Annotated in this window: 25 protein-coding genes; 15 read left to right on the forward strand and 10 right to left on the reverse strand. The window is 54.0% G+C overall.

Annotated elements, in window-relative coordinates; translation table 11 throughout:
* The first annotated feature begins 132 nt into the window (after positions 1 to 132).
* From J9880_RS18540 to J9880_RS18585, 10 genes are all read left to right on the forward strand, one after another.
* Positions 133 to 1,728, forward strand: a complete 1,596-nt coding sequence (locus tag J9880_RS18540) for an ABC transporter substrate-binding protein (RefSeq protein ID WP_232769745.1) — start codon at positions 133 to 135, stop codon at positions 1,726 to 1,728.
* Entirely contained in the window at positions 1,725 to 2,738 is a 1,014-nt protein-coding gene (locus tag J9880_RS18545; RefSeq protein ID WP_013575571.1) for an ABC transporter permease, read from the forward strand. The genes J9880_RS18540 and J9880_RS18545 overlap by 4 nt, the downstream gene beginning before the upstream one ends.
* Entirely contained in the window at positions 2,735 to 3,661 is a 927-nt protein-coding gene (locus J9880_RS18550) for an ABC transporter permease (RefSeq protein ID WP_095922005.1), read from the forward strand. The genes J9880_RS18545 and J9880_RS18550 overlap by 4 nt, the downstream gene beginning before the upstream one ends.
* Positions 3,661 to 4,491 carry an ABC transporter ATP-binding protein gene (locus J9880_RS18555; protein WP_095922004.1) on the forward strand — a complete coding sequence of 277 codons (831 nt, stop codon included), beginning with the start codon at positions 3,661 to 3,663 and terminating at the stop codon, positions 4,489 to 4,491. Before J9880_RS18550 ends, J9880_RS18555 begins: the two co-directional genes overlap by 1 nt.
* Positions 4,488 to 5,261 (forward strand): ABC transporter ATP-binding protein, encoded by a 774-nt coding sequence (locus J9880_RS18560; protein ID WP_095922003.1) that lies wholly within the window; start codon positions 4,488 to 4,490, stop codon positions 5,259 to 5,261. Before J9880_RS18555 ends, J9880_RS18560 begins: the two co-directional genes overlap by 4 nt.
* An 84-nt stretch (positions 5,262 to 5,345) precedes the next feature.
* On the forward strand, positions 5,346 to 6,893 hold the full coding sequence (locus J9880_RS18565) for a serine hydrolase domain-containing protein (protein ID WP_133823786.1): 1,548 nt from the start codon (positions 5,346 to 5,348) through the stop codon (positions 6,891 to 6,893).
* A 524-nt stretch (positions 6,894 to 7,417) separates the two neighbouring features.
* Positions 7,418 to 7,894 (forward strand): GlcG/HbpS family heme-binding protein, encoded by a 477-nt coding sequence (locus J9880_RS18570; protein WP_119826014.1) that lies wholly within the window; start codon positions 7,418 to 7,420, stop codon positions 7,892 to 7,894.
* 65 nt (positions 7,895 to 7,959) lie between these two features.
* Positions 7,960 to 8,529, forward strand: a complete 570-nt coding sequence (locus J9880_RS18575; RefSeq protein WP_095925137.1) for a sugar dehydrogenase complex small subunit — start codon at positions 7,960 to 7,962, stop codon at positions 8,527 to 8,529.
* Positions 8,522 to 10,126, forward strand: coding sequence for a GMC family oxidoreductase (locus J9880_RS18580; protein ID WP_232769746.1), 1,605 nt, complete (start codon positions 8,522 to 8,524; stop codon positions 10,124 to 10,126). The genes J9880_RS18575 and J9880_RS18580 overlap by 8 nt, the downstream gene beginning before the upstream one ends.
* 22 nt (positions 10,127 to 10,148) lie before the next feature.
* Complete coding sequence (locus J9880_RS18585) at positions 10,149 to 11,468, forward strand: cytochrome c (protein WP_195817101.1); 1,320 nt, start codon at positions 10,149 to 10,151, stop codon at positions 11,466 to 11,468.
* Positions 11,469 to 11,514: 46 nt separating this feature from the next.
* Here J9880_RS18585 and J9880_RS18590 read toward each other — a convergent pair whose 3' ends face one another.
* Complete coding sequence (locus tag J9880_RS18590) at positions 11,515 to 12,621, reverse strand: GGDEF domain-containing protein (protein ID WP_195817100.1); 1,107 nt, start codon at positions 12,619 to 12,621, stop codon at positions 11,515 to 11,517.
* A gap of 271 nt (positions 12,622 to 12,892) precedes the next feature.
* Between J9880_RS18590 and dauA the strand changes: the two genes are divergently transcribed.
* Entirely contained in the window at positions 12,893 to 14,560 is a 1,668-nt protein-coding gene (gene dauA, locus J9880_RS18595; protein WP_232769747.1) for a C4-dicarboxylic acid transporter DauA, read from the forward strand.
* 66 nt (positions 14,561 to 14,626) lie between these two features.
* Here the strand turns inward: dauA and kdsA are convergent, their stop codons facing one another.
* The 6 genes from kdsA to hemA all read right to left on the reverse strand — a co-directional run bounded on the left by kdsA (position 14,627) and on the right by hemA (position 20,044).
* Entirely contained in the window at positions 14,627 to 15,481 is an 855-nt protein-coding gene (gene kdsA, locus J9880_RS18600) for a 3-deoxy-8-phosphooctulonate synthase (RefSeq protein WP_095921996.1), read from the reverse strand.
* 95 nt (positions 15,482 to 15,576) lie between these two features.
* Positions 15,577 to 16,386 (reverse strand): invasion regulator SirB1, encoded by an 810-nt coding sequence (gene sirB1, locus J9880_RS18605; RefSeq protein ID WP_095921995.1) that lies wholly within the window; start codon positions 16,384 to 16,386, stop codon positions 15,577 to 15,579.
* Positions 16,387 to 16,388: 2 nt separating this feature from the next.
* The gene (locus J9880_RS18610) at positions 16,389 to 16,778 is read right to left on the reverse strand and encodes a SirB2 family protein (RefSeq protein WP_095921994.1); all 390 of its coding nucleotides are present in this window, start codon (positions 16,776 to 16,778) and stop codon (positions 16,389 to 16,391) included.
* Between the two features lie 46 nt (positions 16,779 to 16,824).
* The gene (prmC, locus tag J9880_RS18615) at positions 16,825 to 17,667 is read right to left on the reverse strand and encodes a peptide chain release factor N(5)-glutamine methyltransferase (protein WP_232769748.1); all 843 of its coding nucleotides are present in this window, start codon (positions 17,665 to 17,667) and stop codon (positions 16,825 to 16,827) included.
* On the reverse strand, positions 17,667 to 18,749 hold the full coding sequence (gene prfA, locus J9880_RS18620; protein WP_095921992.1) for a peptide chain release factor 1: 1,083 nt from the start codon (positions 18,747 to 18,749) through the stop codon (positions 17,667 to 17,669). Before prfA ends, prmC begins: the two co-directional genes overlap by 1 nt.
* Positions 18,750 to 18,781: 32 nt before the next feature.
* A complete protein-coding gene (hemA, locus tag J9880_RS18625; protein ID WP_095921991.1) occupies positions 18,782 to 20,044 on the reverse strand; it encodes a glutamyl-tRNA reductase in 1,263 nt (420 codons plus the stop codon).
* Between the two features lie 401 nt (positions 20,045 to 20,445).
* Between hemA and J9880_RS18630 the strand changes: the two genes are divergently transcribed.
* Complete coding sequence (locus J9880_RS18630) at positions 20,446 to 20,928, forward strand: Hcp family type VI secretion system effector (protein ID WP_232769749.1); 483 nt, start codon at positions 20,446 to 20,448, stop codon at positions 20,926 to 20,928.
* A gap of 31 nt (positions 20,929 to 20,959) precedes the next feature.
* On the opposite strand, the gene J9880_RS18635 is transcribed toward J9880_RS18630, so the two are convergent.
* Complete coding sequence (locus J9880_RS18635; protein ID WP_195817095.1) at positions 20,960 to 21,280, reverse strand: DUF1493 family protein; 321 nt, start codon at positions 21,278 to 21,280, stop codon at positions 20,960 to 20,962.
* Positions 21,265 to 21,714 (reverse strand): STM2901 family protein, encoded by a 450-nt coding sequence (locus tag J9880_RS18640; protein WP_232769750.1) that lies wholly within the window; start codon positions 21,712 to 21,714, stop codon positions 21,265 to 21,267. The genes J9880_RS18635 and J9880_RS18640 overlap by 16 nt, the downstream gene beginning before the upstream one ends.
* Before the next feature lie 308 nt (positions 21,715 to 22,022).
* Between J9880_RS18640 and lolB the strand changes: the two genes are divergently transcribed.
* The 3 genes from lolB to prs all read left to right on the forward strand — a co-directional run bounded on the left by lolB (position 22,023) and on the right by prs (position 24,621).
* On the forward strand, positions 22,023 to 22,646 hold the full coding sequence (gene lolB / locus J9880_RS18645) for a lipoprotein insertase outer membrane protein LolB (protein WP_095921988.1): 624 nt from the start codon (positions 22,023 to 22,025) through the stop codon (positions 22,644 to 22,646).
* A 1-nt stretch (position 22,647) separates the two neighbouring features.
* Complete coding sequence (gene ispE, locus J9880_RS18650) at positions 22,648 to 23,511, forward strand: 4-(cytidine 5'-diphospho)-2-C-methyl-D-erythritol kinase (RefSeq protein ID WP_133823783.1); 864 nt, start codon at positions 22,648 to 22,650, stop codon at positions 23,509 to 23,511.
* A gap of 162 nt (positions 23,512 to 23,673) precedes the next feature.
* The gene (prs, locus tag J9880_RS18655; protein WP_013575591.1) at positions 23,674 to 24,621 is read left to right on the forward strand and encodes a ribose-phosphate diphosphokinase; all 948 of its coding nucleotides are present in this window, start codon (positions 23,674 to 23,676) and stop codon (positions 24,619 to 24,621) included.
* A gap of 120 nt (positions 24,622 to 24,741) precedes the next feature.
* On the opposite strand, the gene ychH is transcribed toward prs, so the two are convergent.
* On the reverse strand, positions 24,742 to 25,020 hold the full coding sequence (ychH, locus tag J9880_RS18660) for a stress-induced protein YchH (RefSeq protein WP_095921986.1): 279 nt from the start codon (positions 25,018 to 25,020) through the stop codon (positions 24,742 to 24,744).
* Positions 25,021 to 25,216: the final 196 nt, after the last annotated feature.

Here is a 25,216-nt window from a genome sequence, read left to right on the forward strand (position 1 = left end):
TTTTTCGATATGAAACGTCGACGAGTGCAAAGCAACGGTTTTTCATTTAAGCCAGTTGCCCGGAGTTAAGTCAAGGGTTTGCCACTGTAATTTTTAATTTTACTTTTATATATCAACATGATGGGAGTTGTTATGGTTACCAGGCGTCAATTTGTTACCGGTTTTTCCGCAATACCTGTGCTGTCCTACCTGAAATTTGATGCCGTGTTTGCTGCCACGCCGGCATCGATACTGGTGATGGCGATTCAGCTCGACATCATTACCAGCCTTGACCCGCATGAAAGTTTTGAATCCGTGGGCAGTGAAATTACCGGCAATATGTATCAGCAACTGGTGAAACCTAAACTGGCCTCCCCTGATGAAATTGAAGGCGATCTGGCAGTGTCCTGGACGGCTTCCGATGACAAAAAAACCTTCACCTTCAAACTGGATCCGAAAGCCAAATGGGCCGATGGCAAACCGGTTACCGCCGAAGACGCCGCGTTCTCCCTGCAACGCGTGGTGAAACTGGATAAAAGCCCGGCGTACATCATTAACCAGTTTGGTTACACCAAAGATAACGTCGACAGCCTGATTACCGCGCCTGACGCCGAAACGCTGGTGATCAAGACCACCGAACCGGCCTCTGAATCCTTCCTGTTATATTGCCTGACCGCCAACGTCGGCAGCATCGTGCAAAAATCTGCCTGTCTGGCCAATCAGGCGGGTGACGATCTCGGTAATACCTGGCTGAAGAAAAACAGTGCCGGTTCCGGTGCGTTCAAACTGCGTGACTGGAAAGTCAGCGAATCCGTCATTCTGGAAAGCAACAAAAACAACCCGCACGCAGGCAAGATCCAGCGCATCATCATGCGTCATATCATTGACCCTTCCGCTCAGTTGTTAATGCTGCAGAAAGGCGATATCGATATCGCCCGCAACCTGACCACCGAACAGCTGCGTCCGCTGCTGAAAGACAAAAACTTCACGCTGGTACAGAAAGGCATTGCGGGCACCTTTATGCTCTCCGCCAATACCGCGCACCAGAATCTGGCGAAACCGCAGGTCTGGCAGGCGATCAAATGGGCAATCGATTACGAAAATATCCAGCAGCATATCGTGCCGCTGACCCACAAAATCCATCAGAGCTTCCTGCCGGAAGGTTTCCCGGCGGCGGTTAACACCATCATGTACAAACGTGATGTGGCAAAAGCCAAAGCCCTGCTGGCGGAAGCCGGTTTCCCGAACGGGTTTGACATCACGCTGGATCACTATTCTGCGTCCCCTTCTTCTGACATCGTGCAGGCATTGCAGTCGAACCTGGCGGAAGTCGGGATAAAAGTCACGCTGCTGGCCGCTGAAAGCCGTCAGGTACTGACCAAAATGCGTGCCCGTCAGCAACAACTGGCGATGACACAATGGGGCGCGGATTATTTTGACCCGAACTCCAACGCCGAAGCGTTCTGCAGCAACCCGGATAACACCGACAAAGCCAAGAGCCGTACGCTGGCATGGCGTTGCAGCTGGCAGGATAAAGAAATCTCCGATCTCAGCACCAAAGCCCTGAAAGAATCGGATCCGGCTACCCGCATCAAGCTGTACGAAGAATTGCAGACCAGACATATGGAAAACAGCCCGTTTGCCATCATGCTGCAACCGACCATGACCGCTGCCTGCCGTAACGTGATTTCCGGTGTGGTATTAACTGTAATGAGCACCAGCCCCTACGAGAAGGTTGTTAAAGCGTGAGCAAGAGACTCAAAGGATTTCTGAGTACCTGCATCAGCGTTTGTCTTACTTTGTTTGGTCTGTCGGTAGTGACTTTCTTTATTGGTCGCGTGATGCCGACGGACCCGGTTCTGGCTGCGGTTGGCGATAACGCCCCGCAGGCAGTCGTCGAACGGGTTCGTCATGAAATGGGGCTGGATCAGCCCCTCTGGTTGCAGTTCTTCCATTATCTCAGTCAGGTATTCCACGGTGATCTGGGGCGCTCAGCCCTGACCTCTAATCTGGTCACCACGGATATCGCCCGGTTTTTCCCGGCCACGCTGGAACTGGCGACGGCGGCCATCATCATCGCCGCCATTGTCGGTATTCCGCTCGGCGTCTGGGCCGCCACCCGTCAGGGTAGCTGGATCGATCAGACCATCCGCGTGGTGTGTCTGGCCGGTCACTCTTTACCGGTGTTTGTGCTGGCCCTGCTCAGCCTGCTGATCTTTTACTCCGCGCTGGGTATCGCGCCGGGGCCGGGACGTCAGGACATCATCTATCAGGATATGATCCCGCAGGTCACCGGTTTGCTGACGGTCGATTCCCTGCTGGCCGGTGACATGGGGGCATTTTGGGATGCCCTTGCGCATATGGTGCAGCCGGTGCTGATCCTCGCGTATTTCAGCATGGCCTACATCACCCGCATGACCCGTACTTTTATGCTTAACGCGCTGGGCGGCGAATATGTGATCACCGCCCGTGCCAAAGGGCTGTCGGCACAGCGGGTGATCTGGAAACATGCCTTTCCGACCGTCGGCGTGCAGCTGATCACCGTGCTGGCGCTGACCTACGCCGGTTTGCTGGAAGGTGCCGTGGTCACGGAAAACGTCTTCTCCTGGCCGGGTCTCGGACAATATCTCACCGTGTCGCTGATGAATGCGGATATGAACCCGGTGATCGGCTCAACGCTGTTGATCGGCGCGATTTATGTGCTGCTCAACCTGCTGGCTGACCTTCTCTACCGACTATTGGATCCCCGCGTAAAATGAGCACTCTTCCTGTCACACCTCAACCCCGCGCGGGCAGCCGCGCCTGGCTGCTGGCGGATACGCCGCACACCCGCACGCAAGCCGTCTGGGGACGCCGTTACCGCATCTGGCTCGGCCTGCGTAAAAATCCGCTGGCGGTCACCGGCCTGTTTACCGTGCTGATCGTGTTGCTGATTTCCCTCTGTGCGCCGTGGCTGACCAGCTACGATCCGGGCGCACAGGATCTGGCACACCGTCTGGCGAAGCCTTCCTCCCTGCACTGGCTGGGGACTGATGAACTGGGACGCGACACCCTGAGCCGTATTCTTTACGGTGGCCGTATCACGCTCGGCATGGTGATCGTGGTGGTGGCGATTGTTGCCCCGCTGGGTCTGCTGATTGGCTGTGTGGCTGGCTATGCCGGTGGCCTGCTGGATCGCATTCTGATGCGCATCACCGACATCTTTCTGGCCTTCCCGCGTCTGATTCTGGCACTGGCGTTCGTCGCCGCCCTCAAACCCGGCATTGAAAGCGCCATTCTGGCCATCGCCCTCACCGCCTGGCCGCCGTATGCCCGACTGGCACGCGCAGAAACCATGCAGGTGCGCGGCACGGATTATATTGCCGCCTGCCGTCTGACCGGCGCGACGCCTGCCCGCATCGTGCTGCGCCACATCATGCCGCTGTGCGTACCGAGTCTGGTGGTGCGTATCACCCTCGACATGAGTTCAATCATTATCACCGCAGCGAGTCTGGGCTTTCTGGGCATGGGCGCACAGCCACCGTCACCGGAATGGGGCGCGATGATTGCCACCGCCCGCCGGTTCCTGTTCAGCGAATGGTGGGTACCGCTCATTCCGGCCATTGCCATTTTCGTGACATCTCTGGCGTTTAACTTCCTCGGCGACGGGCTGCGTGACGTCCTCGATCCTAAGGAGCAATGATGCTGGTTGATATCAAAGATCTGCATATTACCTTTCAGACCAACAGCGGCAGTTTCGACGCTGTTCGCGGCGTATCGCTGTCGTTAGGCAAAGAAAAGTTCGGCATCGTCGGCGAGAGCGGATCCGGTAAATCCCTCACCGCCCGTTGTCTGATGAACCTGTTGCCCTCCAGCGCGAAATGCCGCGCAGAGACCTTGTCTTTCGACGGCATTGATTTGCGCAATGCCAGTGAAAAACAGATGCGGCAAATTCGCGGCAAGCGCGTTGGCTTCATTTTGCAGGATCCGAAATACTCCCTGAATCCGGTGATGCCGATCGGCAAACAAGTGGCCGAAGCCTGGCAGACCCATAAAGGCGGATCGAAAAAACAGGCCATGAACGCGGCGATTGAACTGCTGGATCAGGTGCGTATCCGCGACCCGCATAAAGTGGCGGAACGGTATGCGCACGAAGTCTCGGGCGGGATGGGCCAGCGCGTGATGATTGCCATGATGCTGGCCCCGGATCCGGAACTGATGATTGCAGACGAACCGACCAGCGCGCTGGATGCCACCGTTCAGGCCGAAATTCTGCGTCTGCTGGATGATCTGGTGTCAAGCCGTGGCATGGGGCTGATTCTGATCAGTCACGACCTGCCGCTGGTGTCGAAATTTTGCGATCGCGTGGCGGTGATGTATGCCGGACGTATCGTCGAAACCTTACAGGCCGGTGATCTGTTGAAAGCACAGCATCCTTACACGCGCGGGCTGCTGGAGTGTCTGCCATCCCTGAAACATCCGCGGGACAGACTGCCGGTTCTGGTGCGTGACGAAGCATGGAAAACCTCATGACAGAAGAATCCTCTCCTTTAGATAACAGCAAAATTGTCCTGAACAATTTGCGCATCGCGTTTGGCGATACCGAAGTGGTGAAAGGCGTGAGTTTCAGCGTCGCCCCCGGGGAATGTTTCGGCATTGTGGGGGAAAGCGGCTCGGGGAAATCCACCATTTTACGCGCACTGGCCGGACTGAATCAGGCGTGGTCAGGCGGGATGGTGATTGGTGGTGAAGATCAGACGCCCGTTCGCCAGAAACGCTTTTTCCGCCGCGTACAGATGGTGTTTCAGGATCCCTACGGTTCCCTGCATCCGCGTCAGACCATTGACCGCATTCTCAGCGAGCCGCTGATCGTTCACGGGTTTCTGAATATCGAAAAACGGATCACCGATGCGCTGGCTGAAGTCGGCCTGCCGCAGGCCGTGCGCTTTCGCTTTCCGCACCAGCTATCCGGCGGCCAGCGCCAGCGTGTCGCTATTGCGCGGGCGATGATTTCAGAACCGGAAATTTTACTGCTCGATGAGCCGACGTCGGCGCTGGATGTTTCGGTGCAGGCGGAGATCCTCAACCTGCTGAGCGATCTGCGTGAACGCCGCAAGCTGACGTATATTCTGGTCAGCCACAATCTGGCGGTGGTAACGCATCTTTGCACCAGCATTGGCGTGATGATCGGTGGTGAAATGGTCGAGCTTCTGAGCGCGGACGATTTAAGGATGGGCAACGTCAGCCATCCGCATACCGCAGAGTTACGATCGTTAAGTCTCAGTTTAGAGGAGCCTGAATAACCGTTTCTGCAGGGAACGTATTTGGGTTTCACGGGCAGCATGGCTGCCCACTTTTTCACTGATAGACAGTCTGTGGAGACGCTAATGACATCTGATTTACAGTGGCACGCCGCGGAAGCGACGGCAAAAAACATCACCAAAAGCTGGGATAAACCCGGTGAACCGGGCGGTGCCATCACGCTTTTCGACAGTAAAACACTGCGGGGTTTCGCCACCGGTGGACTGGCCAATCTCACCACTGCCACCCCCTTCAGTATTGATTCTGTGGTCCGTTATGCCTCTGTCACCAAACACATTTTCGCCACGCTGGCGTTGCTGAAAAGCGATGCGGGTCTTTCGCCCGATGATCCGCTCGGCCAGTATTTACCTCAGCTGAAAGCGCCCATGTCACAGGTGACTGTCGGACAGGCGCTGGATATGACCGGCGGATTAGCGGACGTGCGCGAGACCCTGTCGCTGCTGGGTACTTCTGTTTATAACGTCAGCGACGCCGGGGCGATCATGGATTTTCTGGCGCAGGACGGCACGCTGAATTTTCCGGCGGGGACCGAGATTTCTTACAGCAATACGGGTTACCGGCTGGTGGAAGAAATCCTCAAACAGAAAGGTATTTTGTTTGAAGATTTGCTTCAAACGCATATCGCACAGCCGCTGGATATCGCCTTCACCGCACCGGAAACCTGGTTCGATATCGTGCCGGATCTGGTGCCCGGTTACTGGCAGGACACGACCGGCTGGAAAACGGCGGTCGCCGGTTTGCATTTGTCGGCATCCGGCAGTCTGACCGGCAGCCTGCGCTCCCTTTCCGTCTGGTTGCAAAGCCTGCTGGCAGATAACGGGCCGGGCGCGGGCGTACTGAAAACCCTGACGGCACAACGTTATCTGCACGGCGATATTCCTTCCGCTTACGGGCTGGGTACCACCTCAACCCGCATCGGTGAACATACGTTGTACGGTCACGGCGGCTCCCATGCCGGGTATAAAACCTATTTCCTGCTGCATCCTGAACTGGATGCCGGCGTGGCGCTGGTATCCAACCGCGAAGACACCACCGCCTACACGCACGCGCTGACCGTGATGTCTTCCCTGCTCGCCACCCCTTTACCTGCCCGCAGCCATGCGCTGCCGGATGGCTTATACGCCAGCGTCGCCGAACCCTACTGGCTGAAAGTCAGCAACGGCACCGCCAGTTATCTCGGGTCTGCCGATAATTTGTATCAGGGCGAGGATGCCGGTGAAGCCATCACCTTATCAGCGCATATGCCCATGCGTCTGCGCTGGGACGGCACCGCCATTCAGGGGGAAATCGGCCATGCACCGCGTTACTTCACGCCGGTGGAACCGAACGATTGCCTGAAAATGGTTCAGGGGCGCTGGTATCATCCTGAGTCAAAAGCGGCTTTCGATATTGATGGCGATCAGTTGCGGATGGGCGTCGGCACGTTGCGCGCCAGCGGTCAGCTGACCTCGCTGGGTGCGGGACGCTTGCTGGTGGAACTGCCCGACGGCCCGTGGAAGAAAAACTTCTGTCTTTACTTCCAGGGCTACAATGTCCGGCTGATTTCCAACCGCAGCAGGGTGCTGAGTTTCCGCCGTGATGAATGCCGCAGCCGCTGGCAGGCTGAGGAATAACGCTCCCTGAGTGACCTTCCGCACCGCGCCGCCCGGCACCTGTCTGGCGGCGTTTTTATCCGCTTCCCTGCCGCAATAACACCTCAAACCGTGACTCACTTCAAATAAACCCTGCGTTTGAACGGGGGATAGCACAAACCTCCCGTTCAGGGAGGTTTGTTTTGTTAACTCCGTCACATTTCGTTAATGGTTATGGATCATATGGTTCATAACAGCACAATATGTTCAATCCTTATGTCACAAGGCCTGCCAGCCCGATTTGCTCATAATATCCTCACAAACTCTCCTGAGAAGTAGTTACCCTGCGCAATCGTCACTTTTGCTGTTTTGTTAATTGCATTAACATCCGCGAAACAAAAAACAATAGCATTGCGCTGATTGTGGCATTAAGAAACACGCTCGAGTGTTCCGTCCGCCCACGCCTTATTGTTTTTAATATTATTAAGTTACCGACTTTATTTTTACTTTTCGTTCACTAAAAACCTGTTACGCAATGTTTTGCTACTGCTACAAGGGATGAGTTTATGTCTGTTAAAAAACGCACTGTACAGGCACTGTTTTGTGCCACTTCTCTGTTATTTTCCGCCACCTCCGTTCTGGCGGCGGAGCATCCGCAACTGGATAATGCGCAGGCAGCCAAAGTGATCGACAGTGTGAAATCCACACTGGCCGGGCTGAACAGCACCGGTTGCGTCGCCGTTGTTGATGCATCTGGTTCATTACTGGCTTTCCAGCGCCTCGACGGTTCTCCGGCCGGCTGTGTTGATGCCTCCATCGGTAAGGCGCGCACTTCTGCGCTGTACCACGCGCCGTCGCTGAAATTTATGCAACGTCTGCAGGGCGGCGAAACCACGGTGCTGGCGATCCCTCACGCCGTGGCACTGGGCGGCGGTTTCCCGCTGACACTTAACGGCGAAGTCGTCGGTGCAGTCGGTGTCAGTACGCCGAAGCAAGACATCGATAACCAGTCTTCTGAAAAAGCAGCCAGCGTTCTGAAATAAACAGGCTGCATTCCCGGTAAAAACTGATGGCCACGCCCGTGGCCGTTTATACGGAACATCACTCCATGATCAATCTTTCTCGTCGCCGGTTGGTTCTCGGCACGGCGGGCGTACTGGCTGCGGGTATCAGCAGCCAGATGCTTGGCGGTGGCGTATTTGCCACGCTGGCGCAGGCCGCACCACCACTGGCTTCCGCCGTGACCATGCCCGCCAGTTTTATGAAACTCTCAGAACAACTCACCGGCATGGATAGCCTGGAACCGCATCTCGGTCAGGCACTGTACAGCTGGCTGCATCAGGCGCAAAACAACGCTCAGCTCGACACTCAACTCGACGCCCTGTCGGCGCTGATCACCGCGCACAGCTCTGTGGTGGGTGACGATTTGCATCAGCTTCTGGCACAACAACCGGCAGAACTGGCGGCGCTATACCAGCAACTGGTCAGCGGCTGGTATCTCGGTGTGGTCGGTCAGCCCGGCAGCCAGAAATGCATCGGCTTCGAAAATATCGTCAGCTATCAGTTGCTGAAAAATAACCTGCTGCCGCCAAGCTACGCACCGGGCGAACCGAATTTCTGGGTCAACAAACCTGCTGTACCGCAACAACATTCCACGGAGGTGATTGCTCATGGCTGATGCACTGAATGCAGATGTCGTCGTTATCGGTGCCGGTATCGCCGGTTCCCTCGCCGCGCTGAAAATGGTCAAAGCCGGTGTGTCCGTGCTGATGCTCGATTCCGGACCGGTAATCAAACGCGACGAAGCCGTTGAACTGTTCCGTCAGTCGCCGCTGAAAGGCGATTTTACCGAGCCGTATCCGCCAAAACCCTGGGCGCCGCAACCGAAGTTTCAGCCGAAAGATAACAATTACCTGATCCAGAAAGGTCCGGATATCTATGCGGCGCAGTACCTGCGTGGCGTCGGCGGCACCACCTGGCACTGGGCGGGACAGGCGTTCCGTTTGCTGCCAAACGACATGAAGATCAAAACGCTGTATGGCGTCGGGCGCGACTGGCCGATCAGTTATGAAGATCTGGAACCCTATTACACCGAAGCAGAAATTCAGATGGGCGTTTCCGGTGACGATGCGCTGGATTCCCCGCGCTCGCAGCCATATCCGCTGCCGGGCATTCCGCTGCCTTACGGGTTCGACCGCATCAGCAAACGTATTGCCAGACTCGGTTACGTGCTGGGTATCGGCCCGCAGGCGCGTAACAGCATCCCTTACGACGGCCGCCCTGCCTGCTGTGGCAACAATAACTGCATGCCGGTCTGCCCGATTGACGCGCAATACCACGGTGGCATTTCAGCGCGTAAAGCGATTGAAGCCGGTGTGCGCGTGATTGCCAACGCCGTGGTGTACAAGATCGAAGCCAATGACAGCGGTCACATCGTGGCCGTGCATTATCTTGATGCCGACAAAGTCACCCATAAAGTCACCGGTAAACGCTTTGTGCTGACCGCCAATGGCATCGAAAGTCCGAAACTGCTGCTGATGTCCACCAGCGAGAAATACCCGAACGGCATCGCCAACAGTTCCGGCATGGTCGGTCGCAACCTGATGGATCACCCCGGCACTTCCGTTGAATTTTATGCCGATGAACCGGTGTATTTCGGGCGAGGCCCGATGCGTCCGGGCAGTATTAACAATCTGCGTGACGGCGATTTCCGCAGTGACCGCTCGGCGTTACGTATCGACGTGGCGAACACTTCACCGGTGCGCTATCTGACCGAGCGTCTGGTGCGTCAGGGCTATTACGGCAAGGCGCTGAACGACAAACTGACCTATCAGTCCGAGCGTTTCATCCAGCTGAAATGCCTGCTGGAAATGCTGCCGGAACCGGAAAACCGTGTCGTGCTGAGCAAAACCGAGAAAGACGAATGGGGTATTCCGCGTCTCGAAGTGCATTACAAATTCCCGGAATACGTGCACCGCGGCTATGACCAGTCGATGCTCGATTTCCAGAAAATCGTCAAAGAGATGGGCGGCACCGACGTGGTGTACAGCAAGCGTGGCGTCTACGACAACAACCAGCACATCACCGGCACCATGATCATGGGCAGCGATCCGAAAGATTCCGTGGTGGACGGCGACTGCCGCACCCACGACCACCCTAACCTGTTCATTGCCGGTACCGGCATCATGCCGTCGGCCTCGACGGTGAACTCCACGCTGTCCGGTACGGCGCTGGCATTACGACTGGCTGATACGGTGCTGAAAAGCCTGGCCTGATTGATTTTCTGAGGACTGAGCAATGAAAATGACATTCATGCTGGCCGCATTGCCACTGCTGGTGGCGACCAGCGCCCTGGCGGATGATGCGACGGGCAACGCGGCGTTAATTAAGCGTGGCGAATATCTGGCGATCGCCGGGGACTGTACCGCCTGCCATACCGCGCCGGGCGCGGAGGCCAGCGCGAAATTTGGCGGCGGTTATCCGCTGGCGTCGCCGTTCGGGGTGATTTACGGCACCAATATTTCATCGGACAAGCAGTTTGGTATCGGCAGCTGGACCGACGACGAATTCGTGCGGGCGGTGCGGGAAGGTGTCGGTAAAGACGGACAACAGCTGTATCCGGCGATGCCTTACGACTCTTTCACCAAAATGAAACGCGACGATGTGTTAGCGATCAAAGCCTATCTGATGTCACAACCTGCGGTGCATTCAGCGGGGCCGCAGACTGACTTGTCGTTCCCGTTCAACCAGCGCTGGGGCATGCGCGTGTGGAAGATGTTTAACTTCGACAAAGGCGAGCTGAAAAACGATCCGTCAAAATCAGCCGACTGGAACCGGGGCGCTTATCTGGTGGAAGCCCTTGAACACTGCGGCACCTGCCATACACCGCGAACGCTGACCATGGGAATGGACACCGACAAGGCGTTTTCCGGCGGAGATTTAGGGTCATGGGTCGCCTTTAACATTACGCCAGATAAAAATGCCGGGATCGGCAACTGGTCGCAACAGGAACTGGTGACCTATCTGAAAACCGGTTTTGTGGCCGGTAAAGCCTCCGCGTCAGGCGCGATGTCAGAAGCCATTGAACACAGTTTGCAGCATCTTTCTGACGCTGACCTGAATGCCATTGCGACCTATATCCGCGCCGTGCCTGCCGTCGGTGATGACAAGCAAACCAAACCGCGTGATGCGTGGGGGCAACGTGATCAGGATGTCTATCCGTTGCGCGCCGAAGGCCGGACCATCGATCAGTCGGCGTCGGCGCTCTTTAATGCCAGTTGCGCAGCCTGTCACGGTAAAGGCGGCGAAGGCAGCGGTGAAGGTTTCCATGCTTATCCGTCGCTGTTCAGCCACACCAGCACCGGTTCGTATGACAGCCGCAATCAGGTTTCGGTGATCCTCAACGGCGTGCAACGCCATATGGAAAAAGGCGAAATCATGATGCCGTCGTTTGCCAATCAGCTGAATGACGATCAGATTGCGACGCTGAGTAATTATGTCAGCACGCAGTTCGGTAATCCGGCGGCGGCAACGGTGACCGCGAAGGACGTGGCAAAAATGCGCAAAGCAGCCGATCTGACCTATCCGCCGAAAATCGAAGAAGGCACGCAGAAGTAATCTGCTTGCTGGTCAACATCAAAAGGAGCCGGATTACGGCTCCTTTTTATAATTTGGAATAATGACGTTTGTGCCCCAGCGCCGCCAGCGTCAGTATCGAACTGCCCACCACGCGGTTTTTGCCCTGCCGTTTCGCCTCATAAAGCGAGAGATCGGCCAGTTTCAGTGACTTACGGATAATCATGCCCGGCAGATAGAGCGACACCCCCAGCGACACCGTCACTTTAAGCTCGCGTCCGTCCTCAAGCATGATCACGCAGTTTTCCACTTCCTGACGGATACGTTCGGCAATCGACAACAGCGTGTCGGGATCGTAGGCCGACGTCATGATCAGAAATTCCTCGCCGCCGTAACGCCCGGCAAAATCATCGTTGCGGGTCAGATGGCGCAGTAAACGCCCGACTTCAATTAATACGCGATCTCCGACCAGATGCCCCAGCGTGTCATTCACCCGTTTAAAGTTATCAATATCCAGCAGAATTAATCCGCAGGCTTCGCGCTGGATCTGCCGCTGCGCCAGCCAGTAATCAATACTGGCGCGGTTATTAATTTGCGTCAGTTCATCAGTGGCAGCCTTCACGCGAATGGTGAAGACTTTATTCATATAGATTTCTTTATAATTTAGCGCGTGATAACACAAGATCATGCAGAACGCCGCAATCACCTGATAGAAAATAAGTTCTGTCCACGGCACCTTAATGCCATGTAATCCCGACACCAGCAGCAAGCGGAAAATACCGACCAGCACAATCGTAATGTACAATTCCCGATGTTTACGCCTGCGCCAGACCCGGAATAGAAATAAGGTGCCGAGAATAATGGCGATAAACAGATTATTGAGGGTGAGCATTCCGCTGAAAAAGAACGCCGTCAGGAAACTGCACAACCCGCTCAGCCAGCCGCCAAAAAATGTCACTAAAATCATGGGCAACATTTCAAAACTGAACGACAGGTTGTCCGTCAGCACGAGCTGATTGCCACGCAGATAAAGCGCCGTAATCCCGGCAATGACGCCAAATATCACCCGTTTCCAGTGGGAACCCTTGAAGGTAAAAGGTTCGCTGCGACTCAGTACAAAAAAACTGATTGAAAGCGTGGCATACGTAACGCAAATATCCGCATACAAACTCCACAGCGACAAGATGTCCGGCATAGATAAGTGCGTCCTCCCACGCTTTCCCCGGCTGATTTACGGGTATTAACTTAAATATAGATGATGAATGCCTTCATCGTATTCATGTGTCAAATATCTGGCGGCACATCACATTGCGAAGAATTACACTGAAAGGTGTGCCGTCCCCCTTTGTGTTAACAAGCCTTGATTTATGTCTACACGAAGCGGGTCTGAAAGGCGTAGGCTACGTTTTTTCCGGTGAAGGAATACCGGGTTGATATCCATTCTTCTGTCAGGTGATTTATATCCTATGAATACTTCAGGAAGACGCCATATCAGGCCATTTAGCGCACTGATAGACGCCTGTTTTCGTGAAAAATATACGCTTCAACGTTTACTCAAAGATGCCATTGCGGGCGTCACCGTGGGGATTATTGCCATCCCGCTGGCGATGGCGCTGGCGATAGGCAGTGGTGTACCGCCGCAATACGGGCTGTATACGTCGGCCATTGCCGGGATTGTCATTGCGGTTTTCGGCGGATCGCGTTTCAGCGTCTCCGGTCCGACGGCGGCCTTTGTCGTCATCCTCTATCCCGTGTCACAGCAATTCGGTTTGTCCGGGTTATTGCTGGCAACCCTTATGTCAGGCGTCATGCTTCTGCTGATGGGGCTGGCGCGCTTCGGGCGGCTGATTGAATACATTCCGCTGCCGGTCACGCTCGGCTTTACTTCCGGCATTGCGATCACCATCGGGACGATGCAGTTTAAAGACTTCTTCGGTCTGACCATGGCGACGGTGCCGGAGCATTATCTGAGCAAAGTTGCCGCGCTGGTGATGGCGCTGCCGACGCTGGATACCGGCGATGCGGCCATCGGCATCGTGACGCTGGGCGTGCTGATTATCTGGCCGAAACTGGGATTACGCATCCCCGGACATCTTCCGGCGCTGCTGGCGGGCTGCGCGGTGATGGCCGTCTTCATGCAGGCCGGGCATCCGGTGGCAACCATCGGTTCGCGTTTCCACTTTCTGTTGCCCGACGGTTCACAAGGCAATGGTATTCCGCCGATTCTGCCGCAGTTCGCGCTGCCCTGGGGGCAACACGGTGAGGCGGGCCTCAGCTGGTCGCTGGTTCAGGCGCTGTTACCGGCGGCGTTTTCAATGGCCATGCTCGGCGCGATTGAATCCCTGCTGTGCGCCGTGGTGCTCGACGGCATGACCGGTAAGAAACACCATTCCGACAATGAGCTGATCGGTCAGGGTATCGGGAATATGGTCAGCCCGTTCTTTGGCGGCATTACCGCAACGGCGGCGATTGCCCGTTCCGCGGCGAACGTTCGTGCCGGTGCGACATCGCCGGTATCGGCCATTATTCACTCGCTGCTGGTGATCCTCGCCCTGCTCATTCTCGCCCCGCTGCTGTCATGGCTGCCGCTGGCGGCCATGGCGGCGCTGCTGCTGATGGTGGCATGGAACATGAGTGAAGCGCATAAAGTGGTGGATTTACTGCGTCGTGCGCCGAAAGACGACATTCTGGTGATGCTGACCTGCATGAGCCTGACAGTGCTGTTCGACATGGTGATTGCCATCACCGCCGGTATCGTCATGGCATCGCTGCTGTTTATGCGCCGTATCGCCAAACTGACCCGTCTGACGGAAGTACTCGCCGATACACCGGAAGATACGCTGGTGTTGCGGATTAACGGCCCGCTGTTCTTTGCCGCCGCAGAACGTATTTTCAGTGAGTTACAGGTGCGCAGCGAAGGCCAGAAAGTCATTGTTCTCTTGTGGGATCGCGTGGCCGTTCTGGACGCCGGTGGTGTCAGTGCCTTGCGTCATTTCATCGACACCTTGCCGCAGGATACTGAACTGCGGATGGCTGAGATCCCTTTCCAGCCGCTGAAAACCCTGGCCCGCGCCAGAATGCAGCCGGTGGAAGGCAAACTGAGTTTCCACAGTTCGTTGCAGGACGCGCTGTAAAAAGCCGATCCGCTAAACGACAAAGGCGACCCGAGGGTCGCCTTTGTTTTATCTGGCTGAGACAGATTATTTGCTGGTATCGAGCGCCGGGAAGCTTTTCACCAGATCGTCGATGGCTTTCATCTGCACCAGGAACGGCTCCAGTTTATCCAGCGGCAATGCAGAAGGACCGTCGCATTTCGCGTGTTCCGGATCTTCATGCGCTTCGATGAACAGACCGGCGATACCGACCGCCATACCAGCGCGCGCCAGTTCTGCCACCTGCGCACGACGACCGCCGGAAGCGGCACCGAACGGGTCACGGGTTTGCAGGGCGTGGGTTACGTCGAAGATCACCGGATGGCCGCCGGTAGCATTGATCATCACGTTCATGCCCAGCATGTCGACAACCAGGTTGTCATAACCGAAGTTGCTGCCGCGATCACACAGAATCACCTGATCGTTGCCGCCTTCTTTGAATTTATCAACGATGTTACCCATCTGACCCGGGCTGACGAACTGAGGTTTTTTCACGTTAATGACGGCGCCGGTTTTCGCCATCGCTTCAACCAGATCAGTCTGGCGGGCCAGGAAGGCTGGCAACTGAATCACATCCACGACTTCGGAAACAGGCTGTGCCTGCCAGGATTCATGAACGTCAGTGATGATTTTCACGCCGAATGCTTTTTTCAGCTCCTGGAAAATCTTCATGCCTTCATCCAGACCCGGACCACGGTAAGAATGAATAGATGAGCGGTTGGCTTTATCGAAAGACGCCTTGAACACGTAAGGAATGCCCAGTTTCTGTGTCACGGTGACGTAATGTTCACACACCCGCATCGCCATATCGCGCGATTCGAGTACGTTCATCCCACCGAACAACACAAACGGCAGATCGTTGGCGACGTTGATGTCCTGAATGCTAACCACTTTATGTTTCATGCTTTGGCCTTTTTAGTGATAAATCTTTCACCCGGCAAGAGGATAACGTCTTGTTTTATCTTGTCTTGCCCGATGTGACGTAAGGTAAGTATAAATTAGTGCAAGGTGACTTGCTTGTGCTCGATCGAATGGATCTGCACTTTAATCACTTCTGAAATCGGGTCTTCCGGGCACTGTTCAACAAAATAGTTGAGATCAGAAATCGCCACATGGTCGCATTCCAGCTGGGCGTAAATCAGCCCGCGGTCGCGGATTTCATACGGATCTTCCGGATCAAACTGCAGCACCGTTTCGCTGGCACGCAGCGCCAGCTCGAACTGTTTCTCTTCCATCAGCGCGGCTTTCAGCGTATCGAGCATCTTACGCACGATCAGCGTATTTTCCGCTTCATCCAGATCATCGTCTTCGATTTCCGCCATCACACCCAGATTGCCTTTCAGCCACACGCTGAGCATATGCTCGTTGAGCGTGTCGCCGTTAATCGGGTTGAGCAGCCACATCTCTTCATCGAGCCAGTCGGCACGCATAATGAGCTGGGTCGGAAAAATAACCGGCATCAGCGGCAAATCCAGCTCATGGGCGATATGCAGGAAAATCACGCCAAGCGACACCGGCGTGCCCTGACGGGATGACAACACTTTGTCTATCCAGATGGCATCAGAAAGCCGGTAAACGCCGCCCGCCCCGCCAAATCCCCAGGTCCGGTAGAACAGTTCAATCAACGCTTCGAGCTGCTGATCCTGATCCAGATCTTCAGGAACGACACGGCGTGCTTCATCGACCAGCGCTTGTAACTGGTGGCGAACGTCGTCCGCATTGAAATCAAAACGCACGGATTCCGTTACTTTGATCACTCCGGTACTGAGCGGAGCGGTGTTAAATTCAAAATCAGCAAGGGTACTCATAGTTATCCCATTAGCAGCGGTATTTTCGTCAGCGCCAGTTTAAGAATCAGATACAGGCAAGCGAGCGCCAGAATAAAGGCCAGCCAGCGGGTTTTCTGACTGACGGGTCGCTTGCTCAGGGCCACAAAACCCAGCGCGATATAGATAATAACGCCAAAAATCTTTTCGGTCAGCCAGGTTCCCTGCGGGCTGAACGGATAAAAGTGTGTGATGAAGATAAGCGAAATACCGCTTAATAACAGCAACGTGTCCACGATATGTGGAACGATCTTCACCCAGCGTTTCTGCATCATAGCAGAACCCGCCCATTTCCAAAAAAATCGTAAAACAAACAAACCAATACTCAGGGTGATCGTGACCAGATGCAGATGCTTAATCCAGACATATGCCATTGCCCGTTTCCTTTGTTTTTTAGATTTTTATTCATTGAAGTGATGACTAAGGGCGTGCGGAAATCCACTGACCAAGCGTGACACGGTCATTGTCCCCGTAATCTTTCACGGTCCCGACCTGCTGATAACCGGCATCACGGAACAGCGCCTGCACATCAGATGCCTGCTGCCAGCCGTGCTCCAGCAATAACCAGCCCCCCTGCTGAAGATACGCGGGTGCCGCCTGAATGATATGAGCCAGATCAGCCAGACCGGCGTTTTCTGCTACCAGCGCGCTGGCAGGCTCAAAACGCACATCGCCTTCACTCAGATGGGGATCGGCAGCATCAATGTACGGCGGATTGCTGGCAATCAGCGCGAAACACTCGCCTTCTACCGGCGCAAACCAGCTCCCCTGCAAAAACCGCGCATTGGGGATCGCCAGCTTTTGCGCATTATGTTGCGCCAGGCTCACGGCATCAGGTTGCAAATCGACGCCGGTGACCTGGCAATCCGGGCGCTCACTGGCCAGCGCCAGCGCAATCGCACCGGTTCCTGTGCCGAGATCCAGCACGCTGACAGGCTCTGCAGGTAATCGCATCAGCGCCTGTTCAACCAGACACTCGGTATCAGGACGGGGGATTAATGTTGCGGGAGAAACAGATAAGGGCAGCGACCAGAACTCGCGCTCACCGGTCAGGTACGCCACCGGTTCGCCCTGCTCGCGTCGCGCCAGCAGAGTGTCCAGTTGTTGAAGTTGTTCAGCGGTCAGCGGCGTTTCGCCGAATGCCATAATAAACGTTCTTGCCCGGCCGGTGACAAAGCCGAGCAAAATTTCAGCATCCCGCTTCGGGCTTTCACCCGCAGCAAGACAACGGGTGGCATCACGCAGCCAGGACTGAAAATCCATCAGTCCTGCTCAGACAGCGCGGCGAGTTGGTCAGCCTGATATTCCTGCACGATCGGCTGGATCAGACTGTCGAGTTTGCCTTCCATCACTTCATCAAGACGGTAAATCGTCAGATTGATACGGTGGTCGGTCACACGCCCCTGCGGGAAGTTATAGGTACGGTTACGGTCGGAACGGTCACCGCTGCCGAGCAGGTTACGGCGTGTCGAAGACTCTTCCGCCTGACGTTTCGCCATTTCTGCCGCCCGGATACGCGCGCCCAGCACAGACATCGCTTTGGCTTTGTTTTTATGCTGCGAACGTTCGTCCTGACATTCCACCACAATACCGGTTGGAATGTGGGTAATACGGATAGCAGAATCGGTGGTGTTAACGTGCTGGCCGCCTGCGCCCGATGAACGGAAGGTATCAATACGCAAATCGCCCGCGTTGATTTCCGGCAGTTCGGCTTCAGGAATTTCCGGCAATACCGCCACGGTACAGGCGGACGTATGGATACGTCCCTGAGATTCGGTTTCCGGCACACGCTGAACGCGGTGACCGCCTGACTCAAACTTGAACTGGCCGTAAACGCCGTCGCCGCTGATTTTGGCGATCACTTCTTTATAGCCGCCGTGTTCACCTTCGCTGGCGCTGACAATTTCCACACGCCAGCGACGCGATTCAGCGTAACGGCTGTACATACGGAATAAATCACCGGCAAAGATGGCTGCTTCATCACCGCCGGTTCCGGCGCGAATTTCAAGGAAACAACCGCGTTCATCATCAGGATCTTTTGGCAGCAGCAGAAGCTGTAATTTCTGTTCGAGTTCTTCGAGAGTGGCTTTGCAGTCTTTGATCTCGTCCTGCGCCATTTCGCGCATCTCAGGATCGTCGAGCATCATTTCAGCCGTTTCTAAATCATCCTGCGCCTGACGCCAGGCCAGAAAACATTCGGAGACGGACGTTAACTGAGAATATTCGCGGGAAAGACTGCGGAATTTATCCTGATCAGCGATAACGCTGGCATCGCCAAGCATCGCCTGCACTTCTTCGTGGCGCTCTTGTAACGCTTCCAGTTTGGCAACAATAGAAGGCTTCATGCGTGGTGTTTAACCCTGTGAGAAAAGGAGAACTATTGCTGACCCAGCCCGAGGCTGTCGCGTAAAATTTGCAAACGCTCCACGTCACCGTCGCTGGCTGCCTGTTGCAGGGAACGGGTTGGTGCGTGAATAAGGCGGTTTGTCAATTTGTGGGCTAATTCATGGATCACCGCTTCGACGTCAGCACCCTGAGCAATGGCAGCCAGAGCTTTTGCTTGTGCGTCGGCGCGAATAATATCAGCACGCGAGCGATAATCACGAATAATTTCAACGGCTCCCTGCGAACGCAGCCAGGCCATGAAGTTGGAACTCTCCTGCTCGACGATGGTTTCCGCCTGAATGGCGGCCGCTTTACGCTGAGCAAGATTGTTTTGAATGATGCTGTGCAGGTCATCGACGCTGTACAGATAAACGTTAGCCAGTTTGCCCACTTCCGGCTCGATATCACGCGGAACGGCGATATCCACCATCAGCATCGGCTGGTTACGGCGGGCTTTTAATGCGCGCTCCACCATGCCTTTACCGATGATCGGCAACGGGCTGGCGGTGGAACTGATAATAATGTCGGCTTCTGCCAGACGGGAATCGATATCCTGCAGGCTGATCACTTCCGCATTCACTTCTGTTGCCAGCGACTGCGCGCGTTCACGCGTACGGTTGGCAATCATCATGTGACGAACATTGTGCTGATGCAGATGACGCGCCACCAGTTCGATGGTTTCACCCGCACCGACCAGCAACACATTCACTTCAGAAAGGGATTCGAAAATCTGACGCGCCAGCGTACAGGCCGCAAACGCCACAGAAACAGCACTGGCACCGATATCGGTTTCCGTGCGCACGCGTTTGGCGACGGAGAAAGATTTCTGGAACAGACGCTCCAGTTCACCGGAAACGGCCTGGCCGTTTTGCGATTCGGCGAAGGCTTTTTTGACCTGACCGAGAATTTGCGGCTCGCCCAGTACCAGCGAATCCAGACCGCTGGCGACACGCATCAGATGGCTGACGGCGTCATTATCATGATGCCAGTACAGACTTTTGCGGACTTCATCTTCACTGAGATGATGATAATCGCACAACCACTTCACCAGTTGCTCTTGCAGGTTTTCCTGTTGCTCGACACTCAGATACAGTTCAGTGCGGTTGCAGGTAGACAACACGACACCGCCCTGCACCAGCGGTTGCTGGAGCAGACTGGAGAGCGCCTGATCGAGGGTCTCGGGTGAAAAAGTTACCCGTTCACGCAGAGACACCGGGGCGGTTTTGTGGTTGATACCTAATGCAAGCAGGGTCATATGGGGAGCGATTATCGACTTATACTTTATAATAGTATGGGTTTACGTCTGCTGCGCATTCTACAAGATGCGCGAGATCAATAAAAGGCGAACAGCACCTTCGGTTAAATATGATGTGGGTTTATTTCTGTTCCGGGTGTAAAACCAGGCAGAAAGCGGCGTGCAGCCTGATTTGTGGAATGCGTCAGTTATGCTGCATTTCCGAAAAACTACCGGTGTTCAGCACCGTATTAACCCCAAAATGCCCCAAACAATATGTTGAGCAACGTGTCCCTTCCCTTCATCAATGAACGCTCATCAATAATAAACCTCTGAAAATCAATTTTTTACGATGAGCCTGATTGTTTCGGGCGGTTCATCGGCATAACTTATTCCCTCACTCTCAAAAGGGACTTATGGAAATGGCAATACCAGCTTATTTGTGGCTTAAAGACGATGGCGGCGCGCTGATTAAAGGCGGGGTGGATGTGAATGGTCGGGAGTACAGTATTGAGGTTAAGGGATTTCATCACAACCTGATGACACCGACTGATGACCGTACAGGGAAAATCACAAGTACCCGTATTCATTCACCCATGCTGCTTATAAAAGATTTTGACTGCTCAAGCCCTTACATTTATAAGGCAGTAGCAACGGGCCAATGCCTTACGTCAGCTGAAATCAAATGGTATCGGATCAATGATGCTGGTCAGGAAGTAGAGTATTTCAACATGCTGTTAGAAGGTGTTCGGATTGTCTCTATTTCTCCCACAATGGCATCCAGTAACGATCCAAATAATAACCATCTCGAAACAGTCGAACTGCGTTACGAGAAAATCACCTGGAAGCACAACGATGGCAATATCATCTATTCCGACTCCTGGGACGACCGTCAGACTGCATAACATCCGACCGCAAAAAAGGGGCTAAGGCCCCTTAATCATAAAGCCAGCGCCCTGCTTTCGCAGATTCGATAATCATTTCAACAGTCAGGGGTTTGTACTTCCTGCGTTGAAATTTTTTCCACCATAACCATAGGGGCCATTCTGGTTCAAAGTAATTATCTAAATCAAAGTTGTCATATGAAATGCCGTAGCGAGTAAAAAGATCGACTAACATCTCTTCTAGTTCTTCCTGAACAAAATTGAAATGTTCTTGAAATGTCCATTCTTTAAGAACAGCCTTTTCCCGTGCACTATAGTTTTCAGTGATGTACCTAAGAATTTCGCGCTCATCGACCATCAGAAATACGTCCATTCTATACGGTCTTTTGGTCGGGCAATCAGGTTGTATTTATTTCGTGTTTCTCTGGCTATAACTCCAAATATTATCATAGCCGGGATCGTGCCCCCCACGAAAGGCGCATAACGACCTACAGCTGCGCCAATACTTTTTGTCATGCGTGTTTTCATCAAACCTACAGGTGTTTCTACGGGGTTGATAAAGCGCATATCTTTAAAGATTGCACGGCACGCCTTAGAGGCGATGCTGGTATCCCAAGTTGATTTACCTAACCCTTTGAATTTTGGTATTATTGGCCAACCAACAATGATCATCGAGGCGGTTTCTACTGCAATCCCTTCATGTTTAGCAAAGGCCTCAGCGAAAATTAACCAAAATAACTCCTGAGGGGATACATTGGCTAACCCGTGATAAAAATATGTTCCATTGATTTCTTCAACCGTATCCATTCGTTATATCCATATGTTTATAAGGGCTTTAGAATACCGCCGCGTTATTAAGCAGACAATGTGTCCCGTCACGGAATTCCACTGTCTGTATTAAAGAACGCGTCGCTCTATACGGATCCCGCCCGCATCAGATTACAGTTCCGGCATCAGACAAATCCTTTTACACATCAGCATTGTCCCAAAACGAATTGATCGCCGATCATCTGCGCAGGGTTGAGATCATCCAACGCTTCTGCTGTGCTAAACTGACGCACGCCACATTTGCCCTGGCACCCCATTTCGCCAAAGCACAAAGGATTTAATCTGTTATGCCAATGCGTAAAGCACATTTTGTTCGCCTTCTCCCTCTTGCAAGCTTAGTCCTTGCGGCTTGTTCAATAAATGCACCGAAAGGCCCGGCGACCAGCCCGACATCTCCGCAATGGCGCGAGCATGAAGCTCAGGTGAAACAACTTGAGCATTATCAGACCCGTGGTTCTTTCGCCTATCTTTCCGATAAACAGAAAGTCTATGCCCGCTTCTTCTGGCAACAGTATTCTCCGGACAGCTACCGTTTATTGCTGACCAATCCGCTGGGCAGCACCGAAATGGAGCTGAAAGTGCAAAGCGGCATTGCGCAGCTGACCAATAATCAAGGCAAGCATTACACCAGTGATAATCCGGATGACATGATCCAGAAACTGACCGGTATGTCGATCCCGCTGGCTAACCTGCGTTTATGGATGCTCGGCCTGCCGGGTGATGGCACTGATTTCACCCTCGACAGCCAGTATCGTCTGTCTCAGGTGAATTTCACGCAGAATGGCAAACCGGGTACGGTGGTGTATCAGAGCTATGATGCCGATGCTAAACCTTCCCTCCCGCAACGTCTGGAAATGACCCAGGGCGAACAGCGCATCAAACTGAAAATGGATAACTGGACGTTAAACTGAGATGACACAGCAATTGTGGCCTTCTCCGGCTAAACTCAATTTGTTCCTTTATATCACCGGCCAGCGCCCGAATGGCTACCATGATTTACAGACACTGTTTCAGTTTGTCGATTACGGCGACAGCCTGAGTTTTCACCTCCGCGCGGACGGCAATATCGTGCTGACCACGCCGGTTGAAGGCGTGGCAAACGAAGATAATCTGGTGGTTCGCGCCGCCCGCCTGCTGCAAAAGCATGCGGGGATCACTCTGGGCGCTGACATTTCCCTGCAAAAACATATTCCGATGGGTGGCGGTCTGGGTGGCGGTTCGTCGAACGCAGCGACCGTGCTGGTGGCGCTGAATACGTTGTGGGCCTGTGGTTTATCCGATAGCGAACTGGTCAGGCTTGGTGTCACGCTCGGCGCGGATGTGCCGGTGTTTGTGATGGGGCATGCTGCCTTTGCTGAAGGCATTGGTGAGATTTTGCAACCGGTTGAACCGCAAGAAAAATGGTATCTGGTCGCCCACCCCGGCGTGAGTATTCCGACCCCGGTTATTTTTGGCGATCCTGAACTGACCAGAAATACAGCAAAACGCCCTGTTAATGTGCTTTTGAACACGCCTTACGCAAATGATTGCGAACCGATTGCGAGAAAACGTTTTTACGAGGTTGAACAGCTTCTTTCTTGGCTGTTAGAATACGCGCCGTCGCGACTGACCGGAACCGGTGCTTGTGTGTTTGCAGAATTCGACACCGAGTCTGCCGCCCGTCAGGTTTTGGACAAAATGCCATCGTGGAGTCGGGGTTTTGTCGCGCAAGGTGTTAATATTTCGCCGTTGCATCGTTTTCGTGACGTCTGGTTGAGAACTGCGGGCAAAGCGTAGAGAGTCACAGTGGTTTTGTGTCTGTTCTTTGCCAGCCAATTATTCAACAGATTTAAGTAGTAAGATTTAGAAGTATCGTGAGCATAATGCTTTGGTACCGCTCACCGCCCGGTGGTGCCAAAAGCCAATGTCTTCCCTGGACGCAAGCCTGAGGTTCTTCTCGTGCCTGATATGAAGCTTTTTGCTGGTAACGCCACCCCGGAACTAGCACAACGTATTGCCAACCGTTTATACACCAGCCTTGGTGACGCCGCCGTCAGTCGTTTTAGCGACGGTGAAGTAAGCGTGCAAATTAACGAAAATGTACGTGGCGGAGATATTTTCATTATCCAGTCCACCTGCGCGCCTACTAACGATAACCTGATGGAACTGGTCGTGATGGTTGATGCCTTACGCCGCGCCTCCGCTGGTCGTATCACAGCCGTTATTCCTTACTTTGGCTATGCACGTCAGGATCGCCGGGTGCGTTCTGCCCGTGTGCCCATCACCGCGAAAGTGGTGGCTGACTTCCTGTCCAGCGTGGGCGTTGACCGTGTTCTGACTGTCGACCTGCACGCAGAACAAATTCAGGGCTTCTTCGATGTACCTGTAGACAACGTTTTCGGCAGCCCTATTCTGCTCGAAGACATGCTGCAACAGAATCTGGAAAACCCGATTGTCGTTTCTCCGGACATCGGCGGTGTTGTCCGCGCCCGTGCCGTAGCAAAACTGCTGAACGACACGGATATGGCCATCATTGATAAACGTCGTCCACGCGCAAACGTTTCTCAGGTGATGCACATCATCGGTGATGTTGCGGGTCGTGACTGCGTGCTGGTTGATGACATGATCGATACCGGCGGCACCTTGTGTAAAGCTGCCGAAGCACTGAAAGAACGCGGTGCTAAACGCGTATTCGCTTATGCCACTCACCCGATCTTCTCCGGCAACGCGGTGGAAAACATCAAAAACTCCGTCATCGACGAAGTGATTGTCTGTGACACCATTCCGCTGTCTGCGGAAATCCGTGCGCTGAAAAAAGTCCGTACCCTGACCCTGTCAGGCATGCTGGCTGAGGCTATCCGCCGTATCAGCAACGAAGAATCCATTTCTGCCATGTTCGAGCATTGATCATCCTGCCCCTGTTTTCAGGGGCGTTTGCCGTGCAGGAACCAGAAATGCAAAAAACCGTTATCGTGTAAGCGACAACGGTTTTTTTTATGGTCAGGCTTTACTGCAGGCCAGTCACACTCAGGAATGGCGGTGTGACTTGCTGTTGGTGCAGCGGGAGTCGAAGTGACGCACCCACCAGTAACGATCTGCGACGCGTTCACGTCCGCCAATCCTCGCCCCTGCCAGCCACAAAATTGCGCCGACGAAGATGCTGGCGATGGCGCCATGCGCAAGGAACTGCGGCAGGCCAAGCTCAGGTAACTGATTTAATATGGAATAGCCAACACCAACGACCATTGTGAGCAAACCGAGTCCCATCAGGCCGTTGCCTAATACTGTTGCGGTTTTACGTTTCATCTGTCACCTCCAGTTGTCGATAGTCTTAGCATCATTGCTGTCTTGTCTTTTCCTGCCTTAACTATAGACGTCCCATCCGGTTCACTTTGCGGTCACGATCACAGACGGAGAACATTGAATGACAAATCTTTACGTTTTCCAGTCATATACGTTCGAAGGGTAAATAGTTAGCGCTATAAACTATTCAAAAACCTGC

It is taken from the genome of Rahnella victoriana, assembly GCF_021276285.1.
Classification (GTDB): domain Bacteria; phylum Pseudomonadota; class Gammaproteobacteria; order Enterobacterales; family Enterobacteriaceae; genus Rahnella; species Rahnella victoriana.

Bases quoted from the DNA above. Each gene is read 5' to 3' on its own strand.
- lolB (WP_095921988.1), top strand. From the start codon at position 22,023: ATGCCAATGCGTAAAGCACATTTTGTTCGCCTTCTCCCTCTTGCAAGC.
- kdsA (WP_095921996.1), bottom strand. From the start codon at position 15,481: ATGAAACATAAAGTGGTTAGCATTCAGGACATCAACGTCGCCAACGAT.
- prmC (WP_232769748.1), bottom strand. From the start codon at position 17,667: ATGGATTTTCAGTCCTGGCTGCGTGATGCCACCCGTTGTCTTGCTGCG.
- J9880_RS18610 (WP_095921994.1), bottom strand. From the start codon at position 16,778: ATGGCATATGTCTGGATTAAGCATCTGCATCTGGTCACGATCACCCTG.
- ispE (WP_133823783.1), top strand. From the start codon at position 22,648: ATGACACAGCAATTGTGGCCTTCTCCGGCTAAACTCAATTTGTTCCTT.
- sirB1 (WP_095921995.1), bottom strand. From the start codon at position 16,386: ATGAGTACCCTTGCTGATTTTGAATTTAACACCGCTCCGCTCAGTACC.
- J9880_RS18640 (WP_232769750.1), bottom strand. From the start codon at position 21,714: ATGGATACGGTTGAAGAAATCAATGGAACATATTTTTATCACGGGTTA.
- J9880_RS18540 (WP_232769745.1), top strand. From the start codon at position 133: ATGGTTACCAGGCGTCAATTTGTTACCGGTTTTTCCGCAATACCTGTG.
- ychH (WP_095921986.1), bottom strand. From the start codon at position 25,020: ATGAAACGTAAAACCGCAACAGTATTAGGCAACGGCCTGATGGGACTC.
- J9880_RS18630 (WP_232769749.1), top strand. From the start codon at position 20,446: ATGGCAATACCAGCTTATTTGTGGCTTAAAGACGATGGCGGCGCGCTG.
- J9880_RS18580 (WP_232769746.1), top strand. From the start codon at position 8,522: ATGGCTGATGCACTGAATGCAGATGTCGTCGTTATCGGTGCCGGTATC.
- J9880_RS18575 (WP_095925137.1), top strand. From the start codon at position 7,960: ATGATCAATCTTTCTCGTCGCCGGTTGGTTCTCGGCACGGCGGGCGTA.
- J9880_RS18585 (WP_195817101.1), top strand. From the start codon at position 10,149: ATGAAAATGACATTCATGCTGGCCGCATTGCCACTGCTGGTGGCGACC.
- hemA (WP_095921991.1), bottom strand. From the start codon at position 20,044: ATGACCCTGCTTGCATTAGGTATCAACCACAAAACCGCCCCGGTGTCT.
- J9880_RS18565 (WP_133823786.1), top strand. From the start codon at position 5,346: ATGACATCTGATTTACAGTGGCACGCCGCGGAAGCGACGGCAAAAAAC.
- J9880_RS18590 (WP_195817100.1), bottom strand. From the start codon at position 12,621: ATGCCGGACATCTTGTCGCTGTGGAGTTTGTATGCGGATATTTGCGTT.
- J9880_RS18560 (WP_095922003.1), top strand. From the start codon at position 4,488: ATGACAGAAGAATCCTCTCCTTTAGATAACAGCAAAATTGTCCTGAAC.
- J9880_RS18570 (WP_119826014.1), top strand. From the start codon at position 7,418: ATGTCTGTTAAAAAACGCACTGTACAGGCACTGTTTTGTGCCACTTCT.
- J9880_RS18550 (WP_095922005.1), top strand. From the start codon at position 2,735: ATGAGCACTCTTCCTGTCACACCTCAACCCCGCGCGGGCAGCCGCGCC.
- J9880_RS18555 (WP_095922004.1), top strand. From the start codon at position 3,661: ATGCTGGTTGATATCAAAGATCTGCATATTACCTTTCAGACCAACAGC.
- dauA (WP_232769747.1), top strand. From the start codon at position 12,893: ATGAATACTTCAGGAAGACGCCATATCAGGCCATTTAGCGCACTGATA.
- J9880_RS18635 (WP_195817095.1), bottom strand. From the start codon at position 21,280: ATGGACGTATTTCTGATGGTCGATGAGCGCGAAATTCTTAGGTACATC.
- prfA (WP_095921992.1), bottom strand. From the start codon at position 18,749: ATGAAGCCTTCTATTGTTGCCAAACTGGAAGCGTTACAAGAGCGCCAC.